Consider the following 24,159-nt stretch of genomic DNA (forward strand, 5'->3'; position numbering starts at 1 on the left):
GAGGTTCCGATACCGGCCGCCCTTCTTTCGGTGCCGGGCAAAAACGCCTTACACCTCAGTGCCATCACGAACGGCGCGCCAGGCAGCGATGATCGCCCCGGCGGCCCTCTCGCCGGCGCGGTCGTCCGTCAGCCAGGAGATGACCGAGAGCCGCATCACCTTGCGGCCGCGCCAGACCGCGCCGCCGGCGAACAGGATGCCGTCGGCCTGCAGCCTGGCGATCGTCGCCTGGGTCATCCGGTCGCCTTCATCGCCCGGCATCGCCGCTTCGAAACGTACCAGGACCTGATTGAGGACCACCTCGTTCAGGACGTTTATGCCGTCTTCGCCGCTCAGCCGCTCGGCGATGGCGCGGGCGACGCGGCAATGCCGGTCGACCATGGCGGCGATGCCTTCGCGTCCCAGATGCTTGATCATCGCCCAGGTGGCAAAACCGCGGGCTCGGCGCGACAGTTCGGGCACGAAATGGCTCGGGTCCCGCTCGCCCTCGGTGGTCGGCGGCAGGTAGCTCGCGGCGATCGTCATCGCCCGGCGATGGGCTTCCTGATCGCGGATGATGGCATATCCGCAGTCATAGGGCGTCTGCAGCCATTTGTGGCCATCGGTCGCCCAGGAATGTGCTTCTTCGATCCCGTCGGTGAGCCCGCGCTTTCCGGGAGTGGCGCGCGCCCAGAGGCCGAAGGCGCCGTCGACATGAACCCAGGCGCCCAGGCCGCGGGCAATCGGCATGATGCCGGCGAAATCGTCGAAGGCACCGGTATTGATCTGTCCTGCCTGCAGTATCGCAATGCAGGGACCGGAGACCTGCGCCGCGGCCTCGGCGAAAGCCGAGCCGGTGATGCGACCCATGTCGTCGGTCTGGACGCGCAGCACGCGGTCGTGCCCGAAGCCCAGGAACTGCAGCGCCGAAAAGACCGTCGCATGCGCGTCGTCGCCGATCAGCACCGCGACCGGCGGCGCGCCGAAGAGGCCCTGCGCCTCGACATCCCATCCGTCCTGCCGCAGCACCTCTCCGCGCGCTGCGGCGAGGCAGATGAAATTGGCAAGCGTCGCCCCGGTCGCAAAGCCGACGGAACTCTCCCGCGGGAGATCGAGAAGATCGAGCAGCCAGTTGGCCGCGATTGCCTCGGCGGCGGCTGCGGCCGGCGCCGCGTGATGGTTGCCGGCATTCTGTCCCCAGGCGCTCGTCATCCAGTCGGCCGCAACCCCGACCGGATGGGAACCGCCGATGACCCAGCCGAAGAAGCGTGGCCCCGTCATCGCGTGAAGCCCCGGCTCCGCTTTCGCGGCAAGCTCGTCGATCACTATTGTACCGGCGCTTCCCCGTTCCGGCAGAGCTTCCCGAAACATCTTCAATGCGGCCGGATACGATTGCTCCGGCCGCTGCGGCAGCTCCGTAATTTTCTCGCGGAAACGCGCGGCGTGCTCCGCCGCGCGTTGAAGAATTTCGCCGGTCGTTTGCTCCTTCATGAACTGCCTCCAGACGTTACCTACGAACGAGGCCACCCGCTTCAGGCCGCCCCGCGTTCCTCTATCGGCCGAACGTTCTGGTTCATCCGGAAGAGATTAAGCGGGTCGTAATGCCGCTTGACCTCGACGAGCCGGCCATAGTTCGCGCCGTAGGCCGCCTCGACCCGGTCCATCTCGTCTTCAGGCATGAAATTGACGTAGGCCGTGCCGGCGGCATAGGGCTTTGCTGCCTCGAAGAGATGCCGCGCCCAGTCGATGCAGGTCTGGTCCATCGCCGCGTCCCGCCATCGGCCGTGCACGTTCATGACGAAGTGCGAGTTGCGCTGCGGGAAAGCGGTTTCCTCTGCCGCAACGCGGCCGGCGGCGCCGCCGACATGGGCGATGAATACCTCGCATTCCGGGCCCGGCAACTGCCGGATCGATTCGGTGAGAATGCCGATCGCCTGATCGGAAAGCTCCATGAAGTCGTGGCTCTTCCAGTAGTTGCGGGCACCCGGAGCGAGTAAGGGGTCGAAAGCCTGCTGCCAGCCGACGAAGGGATGCGGCGATACCACGTCGGCGATCGGATTGCCGATCGCCCGCAGCTCCGCCACCGCCTTCTCGCCCGCCTCGAGATCGCCGCAATAGCACATGGCGAGCACGACGACCTCCTTGCCGTGCCATTCGGCCGGTATGAAGGGCAGCGGCGGCGCCTGGCGCATCACCACCCAGCAGGTGAGTTCGTCCGGCGCATTTTCGAGCGCCTGCCTGTATTGCTGCAGCACGCTTTCGGCTTCGGCAAAGGGATGGACAACGAGCCCGGAGAGCACGTCGGGGCCGAGTTCGTGCAGGCGGAATTCGAAGGCCGTCACGACCCCGAAATTGCCGCCGCCGCCCCTGATGGCCCAGAACAGGTCGCGGTGCTCGGTGGGGCTCGCGCGCACCAGTTCGCCGTTGGCCGTAACCACATCGGCCGATAGCAGGTTGTCGATCGTCAATCCGAATTTGCGCGTGATCCAGCCGAACCCGCCGCCGAGCGTCAGGCCGGCGATACCGGTCGTCGAGTTGATGCCGGTCGGCAATGCAAGACGGAAGGCCTGCGTCTCCACGTCGAGATCGGCAAGCGTCGCCCCCGGCTCGACCCAGGCCGTCTTCGTTGTCGCATCGACCCGCACCGATTTCATCGGCGTGAGGTCGATCACCATGCCGCCGTCGCAGACCGCGTTGCCGGCGATGTTGTGACCGCCGCCGCGCACCGCGACGAGCAACCGGTTCTCCGCCGCGAAGCGCACCGCATTGACGACGTCGGCCGCTCCGGCGCATTGCACGATCAGCCCGGGCCTTCGGTCGATCATGCCGTTCCAGATCGTGCGCGCCTCGTCATAGGTGGCGTCGGTCGCAATCAGGACGCGCCCGCGAAGGCGCGCAGCAAAGGCCTCGATTGCCGCGGCGCTGATCATTGTTATTCCGTTTTGCAGATTGATGAGGCTCATGTCGTTCATGATTCGCTCCTCCCGCGGTGAACCATTGCCCCCAGCGGCGGGCATTCTGCGCCTTTGCCCTACACCCGGCAAGCAGACCCGCGGTCGCCGTCCCTAGTCCTTTGGGGTTAGCTTGCAGGGCGCCAACACGGCTTCCCGCCAGCGCGATTCTTGCAATCGCGGCTAAAATGCTCCAATGAACCGCCGGCGCGGCAATCCGCGAAATGGCGGTCGAAGGCAGTATGGAGAGGGAAGTCGTGGGCATGAAGGTGGTCATTCTCGCCGGCGGATACGGCACCCGCATTTCGGAGGAGAGCCACCTCAGGCCGAAGCCTATGATCGAGATCGGCGGGCGCCCGATCCTCTGGCACATCATGAAGATCTACAGCCATTACGGCTTTTCGGATTTCGTGATCTGCCTCGGCTATCGCGGCTACATGATCAAGGAGTACTTCTCCAACTACATCCTGCATTCCTCCGACGTCACCTTCGACATGACGACGGGCGAGACAGCCTATCACACGAAGAGTGCCGAACCCTGGCGGGTGACGCTGGTCGATACGGGACCGGACTCCATGACCGGCGGCCGCTTGAAGCGTGTCGCCGGCTATCTCGGCGAGACCTTCTGCCTGACCTATGGCGACGGCGTCGCCGATGTCGATATCCGCGCGCTCACCGAATTCCATTTGCGTCACGGCCGCGAAGCGACGGTGACGAGCGTCGTGCCGCCGGGGCGCTATGGTGCGCTCGCCACCGAAGCCGGGCAGGTCATGAGCTTTACCGAGAAACCGGCCGGCGACAACGGCCGCATCAATGGCGGCTTTTTCGTTCTCAATCGCTCCGTGCTCGACCGCATCGCGGGAGATCACGTCCCCTTCGAAAGCGCGCCGCTCGAGGGCCTGGCGCGCGATGGGCAGCTGATGGCTTTCCCGCATGAAGGTTTCTGGCGCCCGATGGACACGCTGCGCGACAAGACCCAGCTCGAAGAACTCTGGCAGCAGAACCGCGCGCCCTGGAAAGTCTGGGCATGAGCCGTCTCCCTGATCCGGGATTCTGGGCGGGAAAGCGCGTCCTGCTGACCGGCCATACGGGCTTCAAGGGAAGCTGGGCGGGTGTGTGGCTCAAGGAAATGGGCGCGCATGTGACCGGCTATGCACTGCCGCCCGCCTCTCGGCCGTCGCTCCATGGCCTGTTGCATCCGAACGGAGCACCGGGCGGTCAATTCGGCGACATTCGCGACGGTGAAGCGCTCGCGACGATCGCACGCAAGAGCGAGCCGGAGATCGTCCTGCACATGGCTGCGCAGCCGCTGGTCCGCGAAAGCTATGCGGAGCCTGCCGAGACTTTCGACGTCAATGTCATGGGCACGGTCCGGCTGCTCGAAGCGGCGCGCGCGACGCCTTCCGTGAAGGCCGTCCTCGTCGTTACGACCGACAAGGTCTACCGCAACGACGAGAGCGGGCGGCATTTCCGGGAGAGCGATACGCTTGGCGGGCATGACCCCTATTCGGGCTCCAAGGCAGCCTGCGAGCTTGCCGTCGCAACCTGGCGCAGCGCCTACCTTAAGGAGCGCGGCATTCGTGTCGCCACGGCACGAGGCGGCAATGTGATCGGCGGCGGCGATTTTTCCGACGACCGGCTCGTGCCGGACGTCGTGCGCGCCGCCCTTTCCGGCTCGCGACTCAATATTCGCAGCCCGCTCGCGACGCGTCCCTGGCAGCACGTGCTTGATTGTCTCAACGGCTATTTTCTCTTTGCCGAGGCACTCTACAAGGGCGAAAGCGATGTCGATGCGCTGAATTTCGGCCCCTCGCCATCCGAGCCGGCGATCCCCGTGCGCGACGTAGCGAACGCCGTGCAGGCCGCGATGGGGCTCGACCCCGAATGGGACGACGTCTCGGCGCTCGAACAGCCGCGCGAGATGCAGACGCTCGGCCTCGATCCGGCTCTCGCCGGCGAGAACCTCGCATGGCGCCCGCGCCTCGCCCAGAAGCAGGCGATCGAGTGGACCGCGCGCTGGTACGACGGTTGGCGCCGCGGCGAAGCTGCGCGTCAACTCACGCTCGACCAGATAGAAGCATTCACGAAAGGCCTTTGATCCACGATGTCCCACTCCTGCCGCTTCTGCTCGACCCCGCTTGAAACCGTCGTGGCCGATCTCGGGGCGACACCCTGGTCCAACTCGTTCCTCGAGCCGACTGAGGAGGCGATCGCCCGCGAGAAGGCCTTTCCGCTGAAGGTGATGGTCTGTTCCGAATGCCTGCTCGTCCAGACGACCGAGACGGTCCCGGCGGACGAAATCTTCAACGCCGACTACCACTATCTCTCGTCATTCTCGACGAGCTGGCTCGACCATGCGCGCCGTTATTCAGAGGCGATGACCGACCGCCTCGCTCTCGACGGCAGCTCGCAGGTGGTGGAAGTCGCGTCGAACGACGGCTACCTGCTGCAATATTTCGCGGCCAAGCAAATTCCCGTGCTCGGCGTAGAGCCGGCGGCCAATGCCGCGAGGATCGCCGAAGGCCGCAACGTGCCGACCCACGTCGCCTTCTTCGGCCGCGACACGGCCAACGCGCTCGTCGCCCGCGGCATCCGCGCCGATCTCACCGCCGCCAACAATGTTCTCGCCCATGTGCCGGATATCGCAGATTTCGTCAGCGGCTTTGCGATCCTCCTGAAGCCGGACGGCGTCGCTACCTTCGAGTTTCCGCACCTCCTGCGGCTGATCGAAGGCATCCAATTCGACACGATCTATCACGAGCACTATTCCTACCTCTCGCTCGCGGCCGTCGAACGTATCTTCGCCGCTTGCGGGCTGAAGGTCTTCGATGTCGAGGAACTGCCGACCCATGGAGGCTCGCTGCGCGTTTACGCCCAGGCGGTGTCCGGAAACAGACCGGCGACCGCGAAGCTCGCCGAAGTGCGGGCCGAGGAGGAAAGCGCCGGACTCACGCAGATGCCCACCTACGCCGCCTTCGGGCGGCGCATCGCCGCGGTCTGCGAGGGATTCCGCGCGTTTCTCGCGCAGGCCAGAAGCGAAAACAAGCGCGTAGCGGCTTACGGCGCTGCAGCAAAGGGCAACACCTTCCTGAACGTCTGCGGGGTCACCGCGTCGGATATCGACTTCATCGTCGACCGCAACGATCTGAAGCAGGGCAAGCTCTCGCCCGGCAGCCACATTCCGATCTACGATCCCGCCAGGATCGAGGCCGAAAAACCCGACTATATCGTCATCCTGCCCTGGAACCTGACCGACGAGATCGTCGCCGCCCACGCCTATATCCGCTCCTGGGATGGCCGCTTCGTGGTCGCCATTCCGAAAGTGCGGGTGATCTAGTCTAGTGCCCGTCCATAAACGGTAAACTGCTGAATTTATTGAGTGAATCGCGATATCTGCGTGGGCAAAGCCCGGCGGTTTCAGGTATACTTTAGATCAAGCTACTGATTCTAAAGACAAACCCGTCACCGCCGGAGCCGACAATGCGCCAAGAACGCACCGTCCAAGCCAGCATATTTGATCTTTTCGCCGAACACGAGATCGGTCGTGAACTGAAGGCGATGTCGGAATGGCTGGATGAGCATGGCGATTTGCTCGGGCTGGTGGCGCGGGACCTGCGCCGGCATGGTCTCAGACAGACTGGCCGCGAGGGGCTACCAGCCGAGGCTGTGCTGCGCTGCGCGCTGCTCAAGCAGCATCGCCAGTTGAGTTACCAGGAACTGGCCTTCCACCTCGAAGACTCCGCCTCGTTCCGGGCGTTTGCCCGGCTGCCGTGGGGCTGGAACCCGAAGAAGTCGGTTTTGCACAAGACGATCAGCGCGATCCGGGCGCAAACCTTTGAAGAGATCAACGGGGTGCTGCTGGCGAGCGCCCGGCAGGAGAAGCTGGAAAGTGGCAAGGTCGTGCGCGTGGACAGCACCGTTACCGCCGCACTGATCCATGAACCGAGCGACAGCAGCCTGTTATGGGACGCTGTCCGGGTGACGGTGCGGCTGTTGCAGCAGGCCGAGGCACTGGGTAGCGCCATTCCATGGCACGACCATCGCCGCGCGGCAAAGAAGCGGGCCCGGGCGATCGAATATATCCGCGGCCGCCCTAAACGGATCAAGCACTACCGCGAACTGCTCAAGATCACGCGCACGACCTTGAGTTATCTGCAGCAGGCCAGTGAACAGTTGCCGCTGACGGCGGGCCCGGCCGGCGAACTGTGGCAGGCCCAACTCCGCCACTACCGGCCGCTGATCGAGCGGATCATCGCCCAGACCGAACGGCGGGTCCTGGCCGGGGAGCCGGTTCCGGCCGGCGAGAAGCTGGTGAGCCTGTTCGAGCCGCATGCCAACATCATCGTCAAGGGCAGCCGCGACGTCGACTACGGCCACAAACTCAATCTGACCACCGGCAGAAGCGGACTGATCCTCGACCTCGTCATCGAAGCCGGCAACCCGACCGACAGCGAGCGCTTGCTGCCGATGCTGGAACGCCACATCGCCTTTTACGGCGAGCCGCCGCGTCAGGCGGCGGCCGACGGCGGCTATGCCAGCCGCGAAAATCTGAGCGGAGCCAAAGCTCGCGGCATCCGCGACATGGCCTTCCACAAGAAGCGCGGCCTCAGCATCGAAGACATGGTCAGCAGCCGGCGGATCTATCGCAAGCTGCGCAACTTCCGCGCCGGCATCGAGGCCGGCATCTCTTGCCTGAAACGCGCTTATGGCTTGGGGCGCTGCACCTGGCGTGGGCTCGACCACTTCAAGGCTTATGTCTGGTCCTCGGTGGTCGCTTACAATCTCGCCCTCTTCGCCCGCCTCAGGCCGACCTGACGCTCCTGATCCGGTGGCGTTCAGAGTAAGTCCGGCGAGCGTCGGCCCATACCCTATGACCTATTGCCGCCAGATCGCTCTTCGGGACATAACCTGCGCCGCCTTGTGCCATCGCGCGTCCCAAGAAACGGTGTCAGCCGGCAAACTACCTTTCAAAACCGCCGAAAAACAGGCGTTTATGGACAGGCACTAGTCTAAGGCTTGTCGGGATTCATTTTGAGTTTATGACGGCTGCCGCGAGCTCTGGTCGGTTTTGTCGGCGCGCATGGCGATGCGCTTGAACTCATTGAGTACCGACCGTGCGCCACTGCATGTTGATCGTAGCCGATCAATGGACAAAAACATGCAGCAGCTCAAAGTGCTACAGCGACCTTTGCGCGTCTCATAAGACGCGCGGCGCTGAGGAAACGTATCGGAGGACTGCAACCTCTCCGTGCTCGTCACAGGAATGAGGAAGTCAAACAAGCGGCCGCGGGTATTCGATCTCAACGGACTTAGGAAAGTGAGTGCGGTTTTCCGCCCGCATCCCGCTCTAACCTCTTGAATCGATCACGATGACTTAAATCAGACACTTGCAGGCGGGGCGATCTCCCTCAAAAGGGAAGCGGACCTGTCAAAGCCTCTTCAGGAAGCCATCCGGCGCAACCGTCACCATCAACTTGTTCTGAACCGACCGGTCGATCTCGAACTCAGGGTGCGATTTCAGATACTCATGCACGGCGGTCTTCGGATTGTCGCCCACGTCCCAGGGGCGGTCGTCGAAGAATCCCGCGGGCATGTCTTCGACCAGAGTGTCGAAGACCACGCAATAGCAGCCGGCCGTCACCATCGGCGCATAGGCTTCGAGCTCGGCGAGCACATGCGCGTGGGTGTGCATGGAATCGAGGCATACCATGACGCGGCTGTAGCCGACCGACGCCTCACGCACCTGCGCGACGATGTCCGGATCGATGGACGATCCCTCGAACATCTGGATGCGGCTCGCCATCGGATGGCTCTCGATCGCCGCGCGGTTGTGGGCGCGGATGTCGATGTCGATACCGATGACCTTGCGCTTGGACCGGCCGGGGTCGAATGAAACGCCCGCCTCGATCGCATCGCACATGTCGAGCATGGCGAGCAGCGAGGCGCTCATGATCACCGAGCCTCCATGCGCGATCCCGGTCTCGATCACCAGATCGGGCCGCGTCGCCCAGATCAGTTCCTGCATCGCCAGGATATCCTGCGGATACTGAATGATCGGGCGCCCCAGCCAATCAAAATTATAGACGTAACGCTTCGCCATAGAAGCTTCGCGCCACTGGTTCGACAGCGCCTGGAAATCGCCGTCACGGCCGTAGCCGTCGATCGCGGCCGCCCGCTCGGTGCGGAATTGTTCGATAGGGTCCATGTCAGATCCTGCTTCTTCTGGAGGGCCGCGGGTGGCAACCGGTATCCGGCTCTCCCTCGCCCAGGATTTCTGCGATGCGCTCTAGCACAGGTGCTGCAGCAAAAGCGAACTCGTCCTTCGACCTGTCGACGGAGATCGATGCGAATGAACCTGTCGGCGCACCGTCGTCCACAGCTACGGAGCATTTCGTCCGGGATTGGATGGCTGCGCACCACTCGGCGTGGCTCGTCTGACGGCCGCTTGCGACGTTGTAGACGGAATTGCGGCCCTCCTGCGCGATCCGCAAGAGGAGGTCCACGGCATCGTCTATCCAGATATAGTCCTTGCTCGAATCGAGCGCGGTTTGGAGCTGGATATGGCCGCTGCCCGCCTCGCGGCACAGCGCGCCGAGGAACGTGTCCGACTTCGCCTCGTCAGGCCCGACGACGTTCGACAAGCGCGCGATCCGCACCTTCTCGCGGCCGGAGGCGAGGCAGATCGCTTCCCCCGTCAACTTGGAGAGATTGTAGAGATCCGAAGGATCGAGAGGCGAAACCGACAGCCGGGCTTCCTCGCGCGTATCCTCGCTGCCGGCATAGACTCGAGTGGACGAGAGATAGAGAAAGGACGAAAACGCATTCTCACGCAGGAGCTTCGCTGCGAGCGAGACATGCGCTTCGATCGTGTCGAATGGCCGAGTGCGGAAATCGGCCGTAAGGCCGATGGCATAGATGACATGGCCGAGGTCCTCGCCGGAGGCCGGCATGTCGGCGCGGGAGGGAACACGCACCTCGGCACCCCGTTCGCGCAATCGGCGGACGAGATTGCGCCCGATGAAACCGGAGCCGCCGAAAACCGTGAACATCACGATCGCACCCCCAGGCGCCTCAGCGGATTGCCGCCGCAGACGGTGTAGGCTTCGACCTCGCCGCGCACGATGGACCCGGCAGCGATGACACAGCCCTTGCGCAACAGGGCGCCGTCGAGGATCACCGAATTCGCCCCGATCCAGACATCCTCCTCGACCACGATGCCGCCGCGGCTCGGCAGGAAGCCCTGTTCCCGGATCAGGCGATCCCGGTCGCCATAGGCGTGATTGACCGGAGCGAAGGTACAATTGGCCGCGATCAAGACATTGTCGGCGATGCTTATGCCGTTACCGGTATAGAAGACGCAGCCGCTGTTGACATAACAGAAGCGGCCGATCGTGAGGTCGCCGGTGCCGCCCGCCGGTTTGATCTTGACGAAGCTGTCGATGACCGATGCGTCTCCGACGACAATCCGTGTGCCCCGCACGGAATCCTCGATATCGCAGAGGGGGCTGATCTTAGCCGAGGGATGCACCTCGATCATGATGACTCCGATATTTCGAGAGCGGGATGAGGAAAGTGTGTGCGGTTTTCCGCCCGCATCCCGCTCCAGCCTTTGCGCATCTGATGAGACGCTCGGCGCGATAGAGGGCTGTCTCGGTGTCCTCTTTTCCAGTTAGCGCTTGCCGCGTCAACGCCGGATCGTGCAAGAAGCATCGGTCGGGAACGCTGTATCGAGGAATTCATGTCGCGCTTCAATCGTCTCTCCACGTCTCTCGCCGGCCTCACGGTAATCGAGCGCAAGCAAACCGGCGACGAACGCGGCTTTTTCTCACGCTTCTTCTGCCGGGACGAATTGCGCGATTTCGGCGCTGACGGAACGATCGCGCAGATCAACCACACCCTGACGCGAGCGAAGGGCACGATCCGTGGCATGCACTTCCAGCGGCAGCCCCATGACGAGGCGAAGTTCGTCTCGTGCCTGGCCGGCACCGTATTCGATGTCGCCGTCGACATCAGGCCGGATTCGCCCACTTATCTGCAATGGCACGGTGAAATCCTGAGCGCGGAGAATGCCCGCTCGATGATGATCCCCGGCGGGTTTGCCCATGGCTTTCAGACGCTGAGCGAGAATTGCGAACTCGTCTACCTGCATGACAAGCCCTATGCGCCCGAAGCGGAAGGCGGGCTCAATCCGCTCGACCCGCACCTCGCCATTTCCTGGCCGCTCGAAGTGGCGCAGATGTCGGAGCGCGACCGTGCCTTTGCCTTCATCTCCGCTTGAGGCGGCACTTCACCCGAAGGCGAGGGAGTCGTCGACGATGATGACCGGCCGCCCGCGAGAACAGGCTTCGACGCGCGCCTCGACGCGATAGACCGTTTTCAGCATGTCGGCGGTGACGACGGCATGGGTCGGGCCGCTGGCCACGACCGATCCCCCGCTGATCACGATCGTATCCTCGCAGTAGCGCAGCGCGTGGTTCAGGTCGTGCAGGGCGATCAGCACCGCCATGCCGGATTGAGAGGCGAGCCGCTTCATGAAGCCGAGCACCTCGATCTGGCGGAAGAGGTCGAGCGCCGAGGTCGGCTCGTCCATCAGCAGGACCTCGGGCTTGCGCACCAGCGCCTGCGCGATGGAGACGAGCTGGCGCTGTCCTCCGGAAAGTTCGCCAAGGCCGCGAAAGGCGAGATCCTCGATCTTGAGCGCCGCAAGCACCCGGTCGATTTCCGCCAGTTCGCCGTCCTCGACCTTCCAGCCCGAACCCTGTTTGGCGGAAAGCAGCACCGACTCGTAGACCGTCAGGACGGCATTGGCGCCGGTATCCTGCGGCATGTAGCAGATTGCTTCCGCGCCCTTGGCCGTATCGGAAAGATGGACGAGGCCTGGACCGGCGGCAAGGCCGGCGATCCGCTTGAACAGCGTCGACTTCCCAGCCGCGTTCGGACCGATGACGGCGGTGAGTTGCCCGCCCCTCAATGTGCCTGTGTTGATGTCGGAAAGGACCACACGCCGGCCATAGGTGGCGCCGACATCCTTGAGGGCGAGGCTTACCATGCGCGCTTCCTGTTGGTGAAAATCAGCACGAAGAAGAAGGGTACGCCGACGAGCGCGGTGATGATGCCGATCGGCAGCACCGCTCCGGGAATGATCATCTTGCTGACCACCGACGTTACGGAGAGCAGCAGCGCGCCGCAAAGGACGGAGGCCGGCAGGAAGAACCGCTGGTCTTCGCCGACGAGCATGCGGGCGATATGCGGTCCGACGAGACCGACGAAACCGATCGTTCCGACGAAGGACACCGGGATGGCCGCGAGCAGGCTGACCGTCAGCATCGTTTCGAGCCTGAGGCGGCGGACATTGATGCCGAAGCTCGCCGCCTTGTCGTCGCCGAGCCGGAGCGCCGTCAGCGCCCAGGCGCGGCGTGCGAAGACCGGCACCGCGACGAGCAGTACGGCGGCCGTGACCCAGACCTTCGGCCATGTCGCTTTGGTAAGGCTGCCCATCGTCCAGAACACGACCGCCGCAAGCGCCTGTTCTGAAGCGAGATATTCGAGCAGCGACAGCGCCGCGTTGAAGGTGAAGACGAGTGCGATGCCCAGAAGGACGATCGTTTCGACGGTGACCCCGCGCATGGTGGAGGCGAAATGGATGAAGAGCGCCGCTATCATAGCCATCAGGAAGGCATTGAGCGGCACCATGTACTGAACGGCGACCGGGAAGACGGCAACGCCCGCGACGAGGCCGAGCGCCGCGCCAAAGCCGGCCGCGGCCGAGATGCCCAGCGTGAACGGACTTGCCAGCGGATTGGCCAGGATCGTCTGCATCTGCGCGCCGGCGAGAGAGAGCGATGCGCCGACCGTCACGGCCATCAGCGCGATGGGCATGCGTATGTCCCAGATCACGACGCGAAGCTGATCGGTTACCGTCTCGGCATGAAACAGGGCCGTCAGAACGTCCGAAAGGGAATAATTGGCCGGCCCGAGCGCCATGTCGACGGCGACGGAGATGAACAGCGCGGCGACGAGTCCCGACAGCATGAAGAGCCGGCGAAAGACGAGAGCGCGGTACCGACCGCGCCCTTCGATGCCTGCGGTCTCCTCGGCGATAGCGGCCATCATTTCTCTCCGTCGGTCAGCGACACGAAATAGCCCGGCCGATAGGCAACCGGAAGGAATTTCTCGTGGAATTCGCGGAAGGTCCGGTCCGGATCGATATCCGCAAAAAGGTCCGGATGGAACCATTTGGCGAATTGCTGGATCGGCACGAACTCATAGGGCGCGCCATAGAACTGGTGCCAGGCGGCATAGACCCTGCCAACCCTCACCGCTTCGAGGTTCGCAAAAGCCGGCCGCTGCATCAGGCCCTTCAGCCGCTCCCGTGCCGCCGCTGGATCGGCGCCGCGTCCGACGCTCACGAACTGGTTCAGGTCCGACTCGGCCGACCAGTTGCTGCCGGTGACGATCACATGCTCGGGATTCGCGACGACGAGCTGCTCGGGATTGAGATCGCCGAACGTGGTCGTGAATACGTCGGATCCGATATTGTGACCGCCGGCCTTTTCGACCATCTCGCCGAAATTCGCCGGGCCGAAGGTCCGACAGCATGCTGTCTCACCCGTTATTCCGGGCGAGCGCTCGATGAAGACCGTGGGGCGGTCGACCGCTCCGGCTTTGGCCAACCGCTCGCTCACGACAGCGATCTGCGCGCGCCGGTACTCGATGAACTCGTCCGCCCGTGTCTCCGCGCCGAAGAGCTGGCCCAGAATCCGGATGGATTTCTCACTGTTCTTCGACGGGTCCACCCGGAAGTCGAGATAGACCACGGCTATGCCCGCGGCTGCCGCTTTTTCGATGAAGCCCGACTCTTCGACTGCTTCTTCGGCTTCGAGATTGAGCGTCAGCACATCGGGCTTCAGCGCGATTGCCGCCTCCAGGCTGAAATCACCGCTCGGGATGTAACCGAAACGCGGCAGTTTTTCGATTTCCGGAAAGCGCTCGAGGTAACCCGCATATGAGTCCGGATCCTTCTTGATCAGGTCGTCGCGCCAGCCGACGATCGTATCGAAGACGGATTCGCGCTTCAGTGCCGCCGCGATGTGAATCTGGCGCGCCTCTCCCAGCAATATCCGTTTTGCCGGGAGATCGAGTTCGATCTTTCGTCCGGTGACGTCGGTGATTTCCGCCGCGATCACCGGCGCCGCGGCAATTGCGACGGCGGCAAGCGCAAGAAGAGCCTTCCTTAGTATCCGCATCGGAACCTCGCGAACAGGAAATCGGAAGGCTGACGCCTTCCGAACTTGGAGCCTTACTTCAGGGAGACGAAGTAGCCGCTCTTGTAGGGCAATGGCAGGAAGCGCTCGTGCAGTTCCTTGAACGTCGCCTCCGGATCGAGATCCTTGAACAGCTCCGGATGCAGCCACTTCGCTATCTGCTGTATGGCCACGAACTGGTAGGGGTTGTTGTAGAACTGATGCCAGATGGCATGGACATTGCCGTCCTTGACCGCCTTCACACCGGTGAAGGCAGGACGGGTGGTGAGGGCATCGAGCTTGCGCTGCGCCTCCTTCTCGTCAGCGCCGTAGCCGACACCGACCCAGGCACCGCCAGGAACGTAACCCTCCCAGTTGCCGCCCGTGATGATGATCTGGTCGGGATTGGACGCGATGACCTGCTCCGGATTGACGGTGCCGAAGGTGCCGGGAATGATGTCCTTCGCCATGTTCACGCCGCCTGCGAGCTCGACCATCTTGCCGAAGTTCTCGTTGCCGAACGACATGCAGCAGTCATCCGAATAGCCCCCGGCGCGCTCCATGAACACGAGCGGCTTTTTCGGATCGGCCTTGGCGAGGGTATCGGTCACCTTGGCGATGCTGTCGGCACGGAACTTGATGAATTCCTCGGCCTTTGCCTCCTCGCCGAACAGCTTGCCGATAAGGCGCATGCTCGGTTCGGTGTTCTCCATCGGCTTTTCGCGGAAATCGACATAGACGAGCGGAATGCCGACTTTTTCGAGCTTCTCGATGTAGCCCGCTTCCTCCGTCGCCGTCTTGGCATCGATATTCATCAGCATGACGTCCGGCTTCAGCGCCACCGCCTGCTCAACGTCGAAGGTGCCGTCCTTCATGCCGCCGAAGGTCGGCAGCTTGGCAATCTCGGGATACTTCTCGAGAAAGGCGGCGTATGTCTCGGGATCCGCCTTGGTGAGGTCGTCGCGCCAGCCGACGACCCGCTTGAACGGCTCGTCCTTGTCGAGAGCGCCGACAAAGTAGATCTGGCGCCCCTCTCCGAGGATCACATGCTCGACCGGCACATTGACTTCGACCTCGCGACCGGTGACATCGGTTACCTTGATGGCGTCGGCGAACGCGGCGCTCGAAACAAGCGTGCAGAAACCCGCGGCGGCAGCGGCCACCATGTTGAAAACCTTCATCGTTCCCTGCTCCTTCGAAATTCGGTGCCTTCTAATATTTCATGACTTTACCAGTCAACATATATCTTTTAGAACGCTTCCAAACAGACGACACCGGGACTGAAAATGAGCGACGTTGCAACGCGGCCCAATTATGATCTTCGCGATGAAATCAAAGCCTATTGGTCGCAACGTGCGGCCACTTTCGATCTCTCTCCCGGCCACGAGATTTTTTCCGAGGAGGAACGCGCCGCCTGGCATCGGCTCGTCCTGCGCCATCTCGGCGAGGGAGCCGGTCGCTCGGCGCTCGATCTTGCGAGCGGGACCGGAGTGGTCTCGCACCTTCTCGACGATCTCGGCTTCCGGGTGGCGGGTATCGACTGGGCCGAGCCGATGCTGGAACGCGCGCGGCAAAAAGCGAAGAGCCGCGGACGCGACATTTCCTTCCGCATTGGCGACGCGGAAAATACCATGGAGCCGGACGACCATTATGACGTCGTCGTGAACCGGCATCTCGTATGGACGCTGGTGGACCCGGCCGCAGCCTTCAGGGAATGGCTTCGCGTCCTCAAGCCCGGCGGCAGGCTTCTCGTCGTCGACGGCGATTTCGTCAATTCGACCCGGCTCGAGCGGTTCTTTTCGTCGCTCAACGCCTGGGGGCAGCGTGTCGGCCTACTCGGGCTCGAGGCTCCATCACAGCCGCGCGAGATGCTGGAAACGCATCGAAGCATTCTTGCCCGCGTCCACTTCTCGCAAGGAGCGCGCGCCGAGGCCGTCGTCGAATTGCTGCGGGCCGCCGGTTTCGCCGACATCACCGTCGATACCGATCTCGGAGAGATACACCGGATGCAGGCAAAGAACTGGAATCTGTTCAAGGGCCTTGCGCGCAGAAGCCAGCATCGCTTTGCGATCCGCGCTAGCAAACCCCTGGCCTGATGCCGGCCTACTGAAAGGCTGCGCGCGGCGGCGGGCCAATTCAGCACTCTTGAGCTTCGACGCGTCGGTGCTCTATCTCTCCGGGAAGCTGCACTGCCATCGTGGTACAGCAGCTGGTGCCGACCCCACGTGAGTGGAGTTGCAATTGGATAGGCCCGTACGATGTCGACAGATCTCAATCTCAATCTCCTGCGGTCGTTTTTCATGATCGCCGAAGAGCGAAGCCTCACGCGGGCAGCGGCCCGGCTGAACATGAGCCAGCCATCGGTCAGTCAGGCGCTGCAACGACTGGAGGAGCAATTGGCCTGTCAGCTCGTCCTTCGCGGCAGCCGGAAGTTCGAGCTGACGGCCCGAGGGCAGAAAATCTACGAGGAATGCGGTGAGATCTTCCGTGCCGTCGAGCGGATTGGCCAGCTCACGCAGGAAAGAACCGCCGAAGAGTTCGGCGAGGTGCGCATCCAGATCATCTCGAACCTCGAGTCCCCGCTCATAAACGAAGCGTTGCGTCTCTACCATCAGCGCTATCCCTCCGTAACCTGGGTGATGGAGGTCCAGAACAGCCAGGACACGGTCAAGCGGATTCAGACGGAGAAATGCGGAATAGGATTATGTCTCCTGTCGCGCCCCGTCTTCAGCCTGAATTGTCAGTTGCTGTTTCGCGAAGAATTCAGCGTCTATTGCGGCGCTGAGCATCCCCTCTTCGGCCGTAAGGAGGTGGAGAAGAGGGAATTGCGGCAGGAATCCTTTGTTTCCTTTACCTGCGCCACCGAAGGCATGGGTCTCGAGCCGATGGCGGTGCTCAGCCAAAGCCTCGGTCTCGGCGAACGGATCAGCGGGCAAAGCCCAAATCTCGAGGAGGTAAGACGCATGATCGTCGCCGGCCTCGGGATCGGAATTCTCCCGTTGACGGCCGTTCACGACGAAGTCGCGAGCGGACTTCTCTGGCCGCTCGAAATCAAGGGTTATCCGCTCGGCGCGGACGTGTTTCTGGTGACGCATCCGGAAGGTGACTATTCCCGCGCCGAGCAACATTTCATCGACCTGATGCAGGAGCTACGTTCGCTCTACCCGGAAATGCACTGAGGGCGTCCCGGCGGAAAGCCGGTACGCAATCTCCCTGGAAGTGCTCCGATCGATCAGCGGTCGGCGCGCGCCACGACCGCGTGCAACAGGACATTGAGGCCCGGCGCAAGATCGTCGCGGTCGCAGTCTTCCTCGTTGTTGTGGGTGATGCCGCCCTTGCAGGGCGTGAAGATCATTGCCGTCGGGCAATGCCGCGCGAGGAAATAGGCATCGTGGCCTGCCTGGGACTGGATGTCACGCCAGTCGTAGCCCATCCGGACCGCTTCAGCCCGGATTCCATCCACCATCGCGTGATCGAAGATGTCCCCGCCCCAAAACCACTCGTCCTCTATCACCGCGTCGCAGCCGGCGCGGGCGGCGCTTTCGAAGACGGCACGGCGCATCTTTTCACCCATGACGCGCGCGGTCGCCGCATCGGGATGGCGAACGTCGCAGATCGCTTGGGCCGTGTCGGAGAGGATGCCCGGTTTGTTCGGCCACGCCGCCAGCCGGGCGCCTGTCGCCTTGCCGTCGCCGACGGCAAAGTCCCAGCCGATGTCATCCACGGCAGTCAGCCAGCGTGCGCCCGCGATCAGCGCATTGCGGCGCAGGTCCATCGGCGTCGGGCCGGTATGCGCCGTCTTGCCCGTAAAGCGCACCCTCATCCCGTAGCTCGGATATCCGCCCGTAACCACTCCGATATCGCGTTTCTCGAGGTCGAGGATCGGCCCCTGCTCGATATGCAATTCGTAATAGGCATCGATCTCACCGGCACGACAGGGCTTGTTTCCGTTGTAACCGATGCGCTCGAGCTCGGCGCCAAAACGCGCTCCGTCGTCGGAGACGAGCTCTTTGACCCAGTCCCCGTCATAGGCCCCGACGAAGCAGCCGGATGCGACCATGGGCGGCGAGAAGCGCGCTCCCTCCTCATTCGTCCAGTTGACGACGACGATCGGACGGCGGGTGACGTGACCGACGTCGTTCAGCGTACGGATCACCTCTAGTCCGGAAAGAACGCCGGCAATCCCATCGAAGCGACCACCGTTGATCTGGGTATCGAGATGGCTGCCGATCAGCACCGGCGGCAGCGACGGGTCGCTTCCTTCGCGCCGCCCGAAGATGTTGCCGAGTTCATCGATTTCCACGCTCAAACCCGCATCACGACACCAGTTGACGAACAGGTCGCGCATTCTGCGATCATCGTCCGTCAGCGTGAGGCGGGCGAGACCGCCCGGCCGCCCCTGGCCGATTTCGGCGGAAGTCTCGATGGTCGACCAGAAGCGATCGATGTTGGCACGGGTGTTCGATGCGAACGACATGGTTCACCTTTCAAATGCAATTGCGGACGAAGCGGCTCACATTCCGAGCGACATCAGTGTCATCAGCCCCGGGAAGAGAATGAGGAGGAACATGATGAGCGCCATGACGCCGATGAACGGCAGCAGGTAGCGGAAGGACGCCGACATCGGAATGCCACCGGTGCGGCACGCGGCCATCAGGTCGATGCCGAGTGGCGGTGTGTTGGCGCCGATCGCCAGGTTGATGGTCAGCAGTACGCCGAAATAGACCGGATCGATCTCGAAGACCCGCAGCACCGGCAGGAAAACGGGCGCAAGGATGAGAATGATGGCGATCGATTCCATGAAAGTGCCAAGGACCAGGACCGCGACCATCATCAGTATGAGAGCGACCGTGGCGCTCTCGGTCGCGCCGGTGATGGCATTGACGACGAGCTGCGGAACCTGCTCGACCGTCAGGATCCAGCCGAAGACTGAGGCGGCCGCGATGACGATGAGGATGGAACCGGTCATTTCCGTCGTTTCGCGCAAGAGGTTGAAGACCTTGGCGAGCGTCAGCTGGCGATAGACGAAAGCCCCGACGAGCAGCGCATAGGCGACGCCGATGCCCGCCGCCTCCGTCGGCGTAAAGATGCCGAAGCGGATGCCGCCGACGATGATGACCGGCGCGAGCAGGGCAAGCACGGATTCGCGCAGAGCGGTTCCCAGCCGAGTCCAGCTGAACGGTTCCCCGCCCTTCCAACCGTTTTTGCGGGAAATCCACCACGCGACGACCATCAGCCCGAGACCGAGCAGAATACCTGGACCGATCGAGTGGATGAAAAGCTGCCCGATCGACGTTCCGGTCGCCGTTCCGTAGACGATCAGGACAATAGACGGCGGAATGACCGTGCCAAGCGAACCGGCGCAGCCGAGACCTGCGGCGGAGAAGCCCGGATCGTAGCCGCGCTCCTTCATGGCCGGCAGCAGCATGGAACCGATCGCCACCACGTCAGCGACACCCGATCCCGAGAGCGAGCCGAACATCATGCAGGCGGCAATCATCACGATGGCGAGACCACCCGTCCGCTGTCCCACGACAGCCGCGCAGAGATTGACGATCCTCGGGGCGAGCCCCCCATGCACCATCAGCAAACCGGCGAGCAGGAAAAGCGGGATTGCAAGCAGCGTGAAGCTGTCGATCCCCGCGACCATGCGTTGCGCGACCACCATCAGCGGCAAGACATCGCCGACCAGCAGATAAGCGACCGAGGAAAGCGCAAGCGCAATCGCGATCGGTGCATCGATCAGGAGCAAAAGAATGAAGACGGCAAAGAGGACGAGAAGGGCAAGGCTCATTTGCGCAGTTCCGCGGCAACGAGGGCAACGAAGGCGGTGGCGCCGGTGACCGGCAGCGCGAGATAGACGAGCCCGGCGGGCCAGCTCAGGACCGTGGTTTCATGCGACCATGTCAACACCGTTATCTTCCATCCGGACCAGATGACGACGACCAGGAACAGGAGGGATGCCAGACGCGCGAGTACGGCCAGGAAGGAACGGAACCGGCCGGGCGCAACGAGCAGGTCCGTCAGGCCGGCGCAAAGATGCGTGTTGCGGACGAAGGCGGAAACCGCACCGATGAACGTCACCCAAACCAAGAGAAGACGCGGGATCTCCTCCGACCAGCGTGGTGTGAAGGAAAGGGCATAACGGCAAATGACGACGTAGACGATGATGGCGGTGAAGGTGGCGATGGCCAGGCCGCCCGCCGCGCGGGCTACGTTGTCTATGGCATTGGAAATCCGCGGGCGCGGTGTCGATGCGTCTTGCATGGAAGCCTCGCTGGTGTGGACGGACGGACATGGCCCGGCGATGGGAAACGTCCTGCCCGCAACCGGCGGGCAGGACGACCGCATCACTTGCGGTAGCTGTCCATGACTTCAAGCAGCTCGGGACCGAAGACGTCCTTCTCGCTCTCCCAGATCGGCTTCAGGGCGTCGACGAAGGCAGCCTTGTCCACCTCGTTGAACTGCATGCCTTTCGATTTCAGCTTCTCGATCAGCGCGACCTCGTTATCGGCAACCATCTGGCGCTGGGCGTTGCCCCACTTGACGGCCGCTTCCTTCACGATGGCCTGGTCCTCGGGGGAAACCTGCGCCCAGGTCATGCTCGACACCGTCAGGCATGCGGCCCCCCAGATATGGCCGGTCATCGAAACGTAATTCTGTACTTCGTAGAACGACGAGGCATCGATGATCGAGAGCGGATTTTCCTGGGCGTCGAACACGCCCTGCTGCAGGGCCGAGTATAGCTCGCCGAAGGCCAGCGGCGCCGGCTGCGCGCCGAGACGTTCGAACGTCGCCAGCCGAACCTTGTCCGGGGTTACGCGGATCTTGATGCCGGCGAGATCGGCCGGCTTGACGATCGGATGCTTGTTGTTGGTGATGTTGCGAAAGCCGTTTTCCCACCAGGCGAGAACCTCGATGCCTTTCGGCCGAAGCAGATCGGCAAGCGCTGTGCCGAGCTTGCCGTCGAGCGCGGCAAAAGCCTGTTCGCGACTGGTCCAGGCATAGGGCATTTCGATGATGCCGAACTTCGGTTCGACGAACTGGAACGAGCCGCTGCCGATCAGGCCGCCCTGGATGGTGCCGATCTGCATGCCCTCGATGACTTCCTTCTCCGTGCCGAGTTGGCCGGAGGGGAAGATCTCGATCTTGACGCGGCCTTCCGTCTTCTCCGAGACCTCCTTGGCGAAGTCCGTCGAGGCCTTGTGCCAGCTATGGGTGTCGGCAAGCACGTGGCCGAGACGGATCGTTGTTTCGGCCATGGCAGCCGTATGAGCGGAAAGTCCGACGATGCCAGCGATCACGGTGGCGGCAAGACCGCGGGAAATTTTCGAAATGCCCAGTTTCATAGCGCCCTCATTTGTTGCGTTTATTCTGGGCATATTAGGCGGGCATGATGCCCGCAACGCAAATAGCCGGACTCAATGACAAACATTGAGTCCGCTTATGGGAGTGGCTGCGATTTCCTGTGAGAAAAGATCGCATCACTCCACGGTGGCGATACATTCGATCTCGATATCGAAATGCGTCCAAGGCTTGATCGCCACACAACTGCGGGCCGGAAAGCCGCCGGGAAAATACGCGCGATAGACCGCATTCATCTCCGCCGCCAAATCGTTATCGGTGATAAAGACGAGCGATTTGAAGACATTGTCGAGCGAGGAGCCAGCATGGCGGAGGGTGAACGAGAGCGCGTCCATGCAGGCGCGCGTCTGGATGGTCATGTCTCCCCTGACGATCTCGCCTGTGTTCAGGTCGATCGGCGGCATCCCGCACGTATAGAGAAGACCGCCGACGCGGGTCAACGCGGAGGTCGGCGCGCCCAGTCTTCGGATTGCTTCGGAAATCACAGGGATTTCAATGATTTCGTGCTTCATATCGCCTGACCCTTTTATCGGCGCAGATCGTACCGGTTGTGTGGGAGATACCGTTTGCGCCACGTTTCGAGCAATGTATAGCCGTAGCGTATATTGCGTTCCAAGCCCCTGCATCTTGTTCCGCATGCCCCGGAGGGAGCCACAAAGCTGCCGCCTAATGGTCAGCAAATTGCCCCGTCGTCGCCGCACCGAGCACTTCCGGGGCGTACATGCTCCCCGAGTCGCTTGCGTCGTTTCGACGGCGGAGCGAACGAGCAAGGCGGTATTGCTGCCGATCAAGTCATGCACGTCATGGAGGACAGAACATGATTACTCGCTATACACTCGTTGCATCGCTGACCGTAGCAGCCTCCAGTTTAATGCTTCTCAGCCCGGCTTCGGCGCTGGAAATCGCGCAGGCGCAACAGGCGCAGCCGACACAGACCCAACCCGACGCCGGCGGCACAGGCGCCCCGATCAGCGATCAGAAGATCGAGGCCTTTGCAGTGGCCTATCTTCAGGTCGACAAGGTAAGGCAGGAGTACTCCACGAAAATCGGGGCTACCACCGACGAGGCCGCGAAGGCGAAGCTGCAGAACGAAGCCAGTCAGGAAATGGTCAAGGCCGTAGAGACCGCGCCGAACATGTCGGTGGAGGAATATACGACGATCCTGAAGGCTGCGCAGAGTGATCCCGCGCTTGCCCAGAAGGTTCAGGAAAAGCTCCAGACGTCCACGCCGCAGCAGCCGCAGCAGCAATAAGCACGGCTTCCACAACTCCGAGAAGATCGCGTGGCGATTTTCTGTCCGGAGTTGCGCATTTCAAAGACTTAGATCGTTTCACCATTGCGTGAAACGATCCGAGCTCTTCAGCTGACGAGCCAGAACAGTGCCGCGGCTATCAGAACGAACAGTCCAACAGCGGCTAGGAAACGCAGCGTGCCGGCGTTCGTATTGTCGCCGAGCACCCGATTCCAGTATTCGCCGCCAGTGGCGTCGTTCGCTTCGGCGCCCGCTTCGGTCGGCGTATTCGTAAGCGTCATCGCGACCTTTCCGTCGCCTGCACTAAGATTGCGCGGATGCGGCTGTGGCGGGTCGGGGCGCGCCCGATCCACCTCGCCGAGATACGGCGCACCGCTTCCTGAATCGCCCGCATCGGCGACGTGATCGTCGGGCTCCGCGGCACCGCCGGGAGCGAGACCAGTCCGGATCGGCATGCTTTCCTGTTTCCCCGCCATAGTTGGCCTCCCTTGTGCAAAATGAGAAAGGGGGCGCCATCGCGCCCCCATCCGTGCCCAACCGCCGGATCGTTCAGCCGCTTCGGTTGGACTGGTTGTGGGATCCACCGGGTTCGGTCACGCCCTTCAGGCCGGTGCCGGCCATTTGCGGCTGTTCACGGGCCGCGTCGGCAAGCGAAACGATCCCGACCAGCTGCTTGTCATGGTTCACCACGGGCAGCCGTCGAACCTGGATGTCGCCCATGTTGCGCGCGACATCGTCCACCTCATCGTCGTCGAAGCAATATTTCACGTCCGTGGTCATGATGTCGGCCACCCGTGCCTGCGGGTCCATACCATCGGCAACGCCGCGCACGACGATGTCTCTGTCCGTTATCATGCCGATCAGGCGGTCATCGTCTCCGACCGGCATGAAGCCGATATCGTTTTCCGCCATCTGCCGCGCAACAGCCGTTATGGTGTCGTTGGGGCTTGCAAGATGAACGTCTCTTGTCATGATCTCCGATACACGCATTTGTTTTCTCCTTCACGTTTCATCGGCACGGTTTCATCGGCAGCCCGGGAAGGCTCGAGCCGCCGTTACGGCCGCTCAGCGCCCGCCGTCCGGGCGGGCCGCCGGATTTCCCTCGGGCGAAGCGGGCGCCCCAGCCCCCGCCGCGGTCTGCTTTTCGCGCCGCCTGCTGCCGTTGCCCTGGCTCCCGCTCTCCGGCGCGGAGCCGTCTCCCTTCGTTTCCGGTCCTTGCGTTTCCGGTCCCTGCATTTCTCTGGCGGCCTGCTCCCAGTGGCGCTGATGCTGCCCGTCCGGCCGGCCCTCCTGCTCCCAGATCGCATAGGCTCTGCGCCTGATAAGCTCTTCGCGTTCGTTGTCTATGTCCCTTCGCTCGTCCATGTCC

At 62.7% G+C, this 24,159-nt stretch carries 25 protein-coding genes; 8 read left to right on the top strand and 17 right to left on the bottom strand.

Features of this window, described 5'->3' with window-relative positions:
* Positions 1-48: 48 nt before the first annotated feature.
* The gene (locus tag AC5J09_RS09090) at positions 49-1,470 is read right to left on the bottom strand and encodes a pyridoxal phosphate-dependent decarboxylase family protein (RefSeq protein WP_494297490.1); all 1,422 of its coding nucleotides are present in this window, start codon (positions 1,468-1,470) and stop codon (positions 49-51) included.
* Between the two features lie 41 nt (positions 1,471-1,511).
* Positions 1,512-2,951, bottom strand: a complete 1,440-nt coding sequence (locus tag AC5J09_RS09095; RefSeq protein WP_494297491.1) for an FAD-binding oxidoreductase — start codon at positions 2,949-2,951, stop codon at positions 1,512-1,514.
* A gap of 242 nt (positions 2,952-3,193) precedes the next feature.
* Here AC5J09_RS09095 and rfbF point away from each other — a divergent pair, with 242 nt between their 5' ends.
* The 4 genes from rfbF to AC5J09_RS09115 all read left to right on the top strand — a co-directional run bounded on the left by rfbF (position 3,194) and on the right by AC5J09_RS09115 (position 7,745).
* Entirely contained in the window at positions 3,194-3,961 is a 768-nt protein-coding gene (gene rfbF / locus AC5J09_RS09100; RefSeq protein ID WP_100671623.1) for a glucose-1-phosphate cytidylyltransferase, read from the top strand.
* Positions 3,958-5,028, top strand: a complete 1,071-nt coding sequence (gene rfbG / locus AC5J09_RS09105; RefSeq protein WP_494297492.1) for a CDP-glucose 4,6-dehydratase — start codon at positions 3,958-3,960, stop codon at positions 5,026-5,028. Before rfbF ends, rfbG begins: the two co-directional genes overlap by 4 nt.
* A 6-nt stretch (positions 5,029-5,034) precedes the next feature.
* Positions 5,035-6,267 (top strand): methyltransferase domain-containing protein, encoded by a 1,233-nt coding sequence (locus tag AC5J09_RS09110; protein WP_494297493.1) that lies wholly within the window; start codon positions 5,035-5,037, stop codon positions 6,265-6,267.
* A 143-nt stretch (positions 6,268-6,410) separates the two neighbouring features.
* Complete coding sequence (locus AC5J09_RS09115; RefSeq protein WP_324763945.1) at positions 6,411-7,745, top strand: ISNCY family transposase; 1,335 nt, start codon at positions 6,411-6,413, stop codon at positions 7,743-7,745.
* A 613-nt stretch (positions 7,746-8,358) separates the two neighbouring features.
* Here AC5J09_RS09115 and AC5J09_RS09120 read toward each other — a convergent pair.
* The 3 genes from AC5J09_RS09120 to AC5J09_RS09130 are packed head-to-tail and all read right to left on the bottom strand — an operon-like array spanning position 8,359 to position 10,467.
* Positions 8,359-9,135: a cephalosporin hydroxylase family protein gene (locus AC5J09_RS09120; RefSeq protein WP_102761731.1), complete on the bottom strand. Its 777-nt coding sequence runs from the start codon at positions 9,133-9,135 to the stop codon at positions 8,359-8,361.
* 1 nt (position 9,136) lies between these two features.
* Positions 9,137-9,979 carry an NAD-dependent epimerase/dehydratase family protein gene (locus AC5J09_RS09125; protein ID WP_275600143.1) on the bottom strand — a complete coding sequence of 281 codons (843 nt, stop codon included), beginning with the start codon at positions 9,977-9,979 and terminating at the stop codon, positions 9,137-9,139.
* Entirely contained in the window at positions 9,979-10,467 is a 489-nt protein-coding gene (locus AC5J09_RS09130; RefSeq protein WP_275599301.1) for an acyltransferase, read from the bottom strand. The genes AC5J09_RS09125 and AC5J09_RS09130 overlap by 1 nt, the downstream gene beginning before the upstream one ends.
* Positions 10,468-10,668: 201 nt before the next feature.
* Here AC5J09_RS09130 and rfbC point away from each other — a divergent pair, with 201 nt between their 5' ends.
* A complete protein-coding gene (rfbC, locus tag AC5J09_RS09135) occupies positions 10,669-11,208 on the top strand; it encodes a dTDP-4-dehydrorhamnose 3,5-epimerase (protein WP_494297494.1) in 540 nt (179 codons plus the stop codon).
* A gap of 9 nt (positions 11,209-11,217) precedes the next feature.
* Here rfbC and AC5J09_RS09140 read toward each other — a convergent pair whose 3' ends face one another.
* The 4 genes from AC5J09_RS09140 to AC5J09_RS09155 are packed head-to-tail and all read right to left on the bottom strand — an operon-like array spanning position 11,218 to position 15,354.
* On the bottom strand, positions 11,218-11,979 hold the full coding sequence (locus AC5J09_RS09140) for an ABC transporter ATP-binding protein (RefSeq protein WP_494297495.1): 762 nt from the start codon (positions 11,977-11,979) through the stop codon (positions 11,218-11,220).
* Positions 11,973-13,043, bottom strand: coding sequence for a FecCD family ABC transporter permease (locus AC5J09_RS09145; protein WP_033047834.1), 1,071 nt, complete (start codon positions 13,041-13,043; stop codon positions 11,973-11,975). Before AC5J09_RS09145 ends, AC5J09_RS09140 begins: the two co-directional genes overlap by 7 nt.
* On the bottom strand, positions 13,040-14,176 hold the full coding sequence (locus AC5J09_RS09150; RefSeq protein ID WP_494297496.1) for an ABC transporter substrate-binding protein: 1,137 nt from the start codon (positions 14,174-14,176) through the stop codon (positions 13,040-13,042). Before AC5J09_RS09150 ends, AC5J09_RS09145 begins: the two co-directional genes overlap by 4 nt.
* A gap of 53 nt (positions 14,177-14,229) precedes the next feature.
* The gene (locus tag AC5J09_RS09155) at positions 14,230-15,354 is read right to left on the bottom strand and encodes an ABC transporter substrate-binding protein (protein WP_494297497.1); all 1,125 of its coding nucleotides are present in this window, start codon (positions 15,352-15,354) and stop codon (positions 14,230-14,232) included.
* A gap of 105 nt (positions 15,355-15,459) precedes the next feature.
* Here AC5J09_RS09155 and AC5J09_RS09160 point away from each other — a divergent pair, with 105 nt between their 5' ends.
* On the top strand, positions 15,460-16,269 hold the full coding sequence (locus AC5J09_RS09160; protein ID WP_494297498.1) for a class I SAM-dependent methyltransferase: 810 nt from the start codon (positions 15,460-15,462) through the stop codon (positions 16,267-16,269).
* 162 nt (positions 16,270-16,431) lie between these two features.
* Positions 16,432-17,352, top strand: a complete 921-nt coding sequence (locus tag AC5J09_RS09165) for a LysR family transcriptional regulator (RefSeq protein ID WP_018098994.1) — start codon at positions 16,432-16,434, stop codon at positions 17,350-17,352.
* A 53-nt stretch (positions 17,353-17,405) separates the two neighbouring features.
* Here AC5J09_RS09165 and AC5J09_RS09170 read toward each other — a convergent pair whose 3' ends face one another.
* The 5 genes from AC5J09_RS09170 to AC5J09_RS09190 all read right to left on the bottom strand — a co-directional run bounded on the left by AC5J09_RS09170 (position 17,406) and on the right by AC5J09_RS09190 (position 22,050).
* Positions 17,406-18,650 (bottom strand): Zn-dependent hydrolase, encoded by a 1,245-nt coding sequence (locus tag AC5J09_RS09170; RefSeq protein WP_275599307.1) that lies wholly within the window; start codon positions 18,648-18,650, stop codon positions 17,406-17,408.
* Positions 18,651-18,686: 36 nt separating this feature from the next.
* Entirely contained in the window at positions 18,687-19,967 is a 1,281-nt protein-coding gene (locus tag AC5J09_RS09175) for a TRAP transporter large permease (RefSeq protein WP_275599308.1), read from the bottom strand.
* Positions 19,964-20,440: a TRAP transporter small permease gene (locus tag AC5J09_RS09180; RefSeq protein ID WP_324763521.1), complete on the bottom strand. Its 477-nt coding sequence runs from the start codon at positions 20,438-20,440 to the stop codon at positions 19,964-19,966. Before AC5J09_RS09180 ends, AC5J09_RS09175 begins: the two co-directional genes overlap by 4 nt.
* Before the next feature lie 83 nt (positions 20,441-20,523).
* On the bottom strand, positions 20,524-21,522 hold the full coding sequence (locus AC5J09_RS09185) for a TRAP transporter substrate-binding protein (protein ID WP_494297499.1): 999 nt from the start codon (positions 21,520-21,522) through the stop codon (positions 20,524-20,526).
* A gap of 135 nt (positions 21,523-21,657) precedes the next feature.
* Positions 21,658-22,050 carry a RidA family protein gene (locus AC5J09_RS09190; protein ID WP_018098999.1) on the bottom strand — a complete coding sequence of 131 codons (393 nt, stop codon included), beginning with the start codon at positions 22,048-22,050 and terminating at the stop codon, positions 21,658-21,660.
* Between the two features lie 305 nt (positions 22,051-22,355).
* On the opposite strand from AC5J09_RS09190, the gene AC5J09_RS09195 reads away from it, so the two are divergent.
* The gene (locus AC5J09_RS09195) at positions 22,356-22,790 is read left to right on the top strand and encodes a DUF4168 domain-containing protein (RefSeq protein ID WP_100671545.1); all 435 of its coding nucleotides are present in this window, start codon (positions 22,356-22,358) and stop codon (positions 22,788-22,790) included.
* Between the two features lie 107 nt (positions 22,791-22,897).
* Here the strand turns inward: AC5J09_RS09195 and AC5J09_RS09200 are convergent, their stop codons facing one another.
* The 3 genes from AC5J09_RS09200 to AC5J09_RS09210 form a co-directional block, all read right to left on the bottom strand.
* The gene (locus AC5J09_RS09200; RefSeq protein WP_324763518.1) at positions 22,898-23,266 is read right to left on the bottom strand and encodes a hypothetical protein; all 369 of its coding nucleotides are present in this window, start codon (positions 23,264-23,266) and stop codon (positions 22,898-22,900) included.
* A 73-nt stretch (positions 23,267-23,339) separates the two neighbouring features.
* Entirely contained in the window at positions 23,340-23,780 is a 441-nt protein-coding gene (locus AC5J09_RS09205; RefSeq protein WP_010976090.1) for a CBS domain-containing protein, read from the bottom strand.
* Between the two features lie 75 nt (positions 23,781-23,855).
* Positions 23,856-24,155: a DUF2934 domain-containing protein gene (locus AC5J09_RS09210; RefSeq protein WP_338281666.1), complete on the bottom strand. Its 300-nt coding sequence runs from the start codon at positions 24,153-24,155 to the stop codon at positions 23,856-23,858.
* Between the last annotated feature and the right edge of the window lie 4 nt (positions 24,156-24,159).

It is taken from the genome of Sinorhizobium sp., from assembly GCF_059070375.1.

Excerpts from the sequence above, each read along its gene's own strand:
- AC5J09_RS09195 (WP_100671545.1), top strand. The coding sequence starts at position 22,356 with ATGATTACTCGCTATACACTCGTTGCATCGCTGACCGTAGCAGCCTCC.
- AC5J09_RS09170 (WP_275599307.1), bottom strand. The coding sequence starts at position 18,650 with ATGTCGTTCGCATCGAACACCCGTGCCAACATCGATCGCTTCTGGTCG.
- AC5J09_RS09110 (WP_494297493.1), top strand. The coding sequence starts at position 5,035 with ATGTCCCACTCCTGCCGCTTCTGCTCGACCCCGCTTGAAACCGTCGTG.
- rfbF (WP_100671623.1), top strand. The coding sequence starts at position 3,194 with ATGAAGGTGGTCATTCTCGCCGGCGGATACGGCACCCGCATTTCGGAG.
- rfbG (WP_494297492.1), top strand. The coding sequence starts at position 3,958 with ATGAGCCGTCTCCCTGATCCGGGATTCTGGGCGGGAAAGCGCGTCCTG.
- AC5J09_RS09200 (WP_324763518.1), bottom strand. The coding sequence starts at position 23,266 with ATGGCGGGGAAACAGGAAAGCATGCCGATCCGGACTGGTCTCGCTCCC.
- AC5J09_RS09130 (WP_275599301.1), bottom strand. The coding sequence starts at position 10,467 with ATGATCGAGGTGCATCCCTCGGCTAAGATCAGCCCCCTCTGCGATATC.
- AC5J09_RS09140 (WP_494297495.1), bottom strand. The coding sequence starts at position 11,979 with ATGGTAAGCCTCGCCCTCAAGGATGTCGGCGCCACCTATGGCCGGCGT.
- AC5J09_RS09145 (WP_033047834.1), bottom strand. The coding sequence starts at position 13,043 with ATGATGGCCGCTATCGCCGAGGAGACCGCAGGCATCGAAGGGCGCGGT.
- AC5J09_RS09160 (WP_494297498.1), top strand. The coding sequence starts at position 15,460 with ATGAGCGACGTTGCAACGCGGCCCAATTATGATCTTCGCGATGAAATC.
- AC5J09_RS09185 (WP_494297499.1), bottom strand. The coding sequence starts at position 21,522 with ATGAAACTGGGCATTTCGAAAATTTCCCGCGGTCTTGCCGCCACCGTG.
- rfbC (WP_494297494.1), top strand. The coding sequence starts at position 10,669 with ATGTCGCGCTTCAATCGTCTCTCCACGTCTCTCGCCGGCCTCACGGTA.
- AC5J09_RS09190 (WP_018098999.1), bottom strand. The coding sequence starts at position 22,050 with ATGAAGCACGAAATCATTGAAATCCCTGTGATTTCCGAAGCAATCCGA.
- AC5J09_RS09095 (WP_494297491.1), bottom strand. The coding sequence starts at position 2,951 with ATGAACGACATGAGCCTCATCAATCTGCAAAACGGAATAACAATGATC.
- AC5J09_RS09090 (WP_494297490.1), bottom strand. The coding sequence starts at position 1,470 with ATGAAGGAGCAAACGACCGGCGAAATTCTTCAACGCGCGGCGGAGCAC.
- AC5J09_RS09120 (WP_102761731.1), bottom strand. The coding sequence starts at position 9,135 with ATGGACCCTATCGAACAATTCCGCACCGAGCGGGCGGCCGCGATCGAC.
- AC5J09_RS09150 (WP_494297496.1), bottom strand. The coding sequence starts at position 14,176 with ATGCGGATACTAAGGAAGGCTCTTCTTGCGCTTGCCGCCGTCGCAATT.
- AC5J09_RS09210 (WP_338281666.1), bottom strand. The coding sequence starts at position 24,155 with ATGGACGAGCGAAGGGACATAGACAACGAACGCGAAGAGCTTATCAGG.
- AC5J09_RS09205 (WP_010976090.1), bottom strand. The coding sequence starts at position 23,780 with ATGCGTGTATCGGAGATCATGACAAGAGACGTTCATCTTGCAAGCCCC.
- AC5J09_RS09115 (WP_324763945.1), top strand. The coding sequence starts at position 6,411 with ATGCGCCAAGAACGCACCGTCCAAGCCAGCATATTTGATCTTTTCGCC.
- AC5J09_RS09155 (WP_494297497.1), bottom strand. The coding sequence starts at position 15,354 with ATGAAGGTTTTCAACATGGTGGCCGCTGCCGCCGCGGGTTTCTGCACG.
- AC5J09_RS09165 (WP_018098994.1), top strand. The coding sequence starts at position 16,432 with ATGTCGACAGATCTCAATCTCAATCTCCTGCGGTCGTTTTTCATGATC.
- AC5J09_RS09180 (WP_324763521.1), bottom strand. The coding sequence starts at position 20,440 with ATGCAAGACGCATCGACACCGCGCCCGCGGATTTCCAATGCCATAGAC.
- AC5J09_RS09125 (WP_275600143.1), bottom strand. The coding sequence starts at position 9,979 with ATGTTCACGGTTTTCGGCGGCTCCGGTTTCATCGGGCGCAATCTCGTC.
- AC5J09_RS09175 (WP_275599308.1), bottom strand. The coding sequence starts at position 19,967 with ATGAGCCTTGCCCTTCTCGTCCTCTTTGCCGTCTTCATTCTTTTGCTC.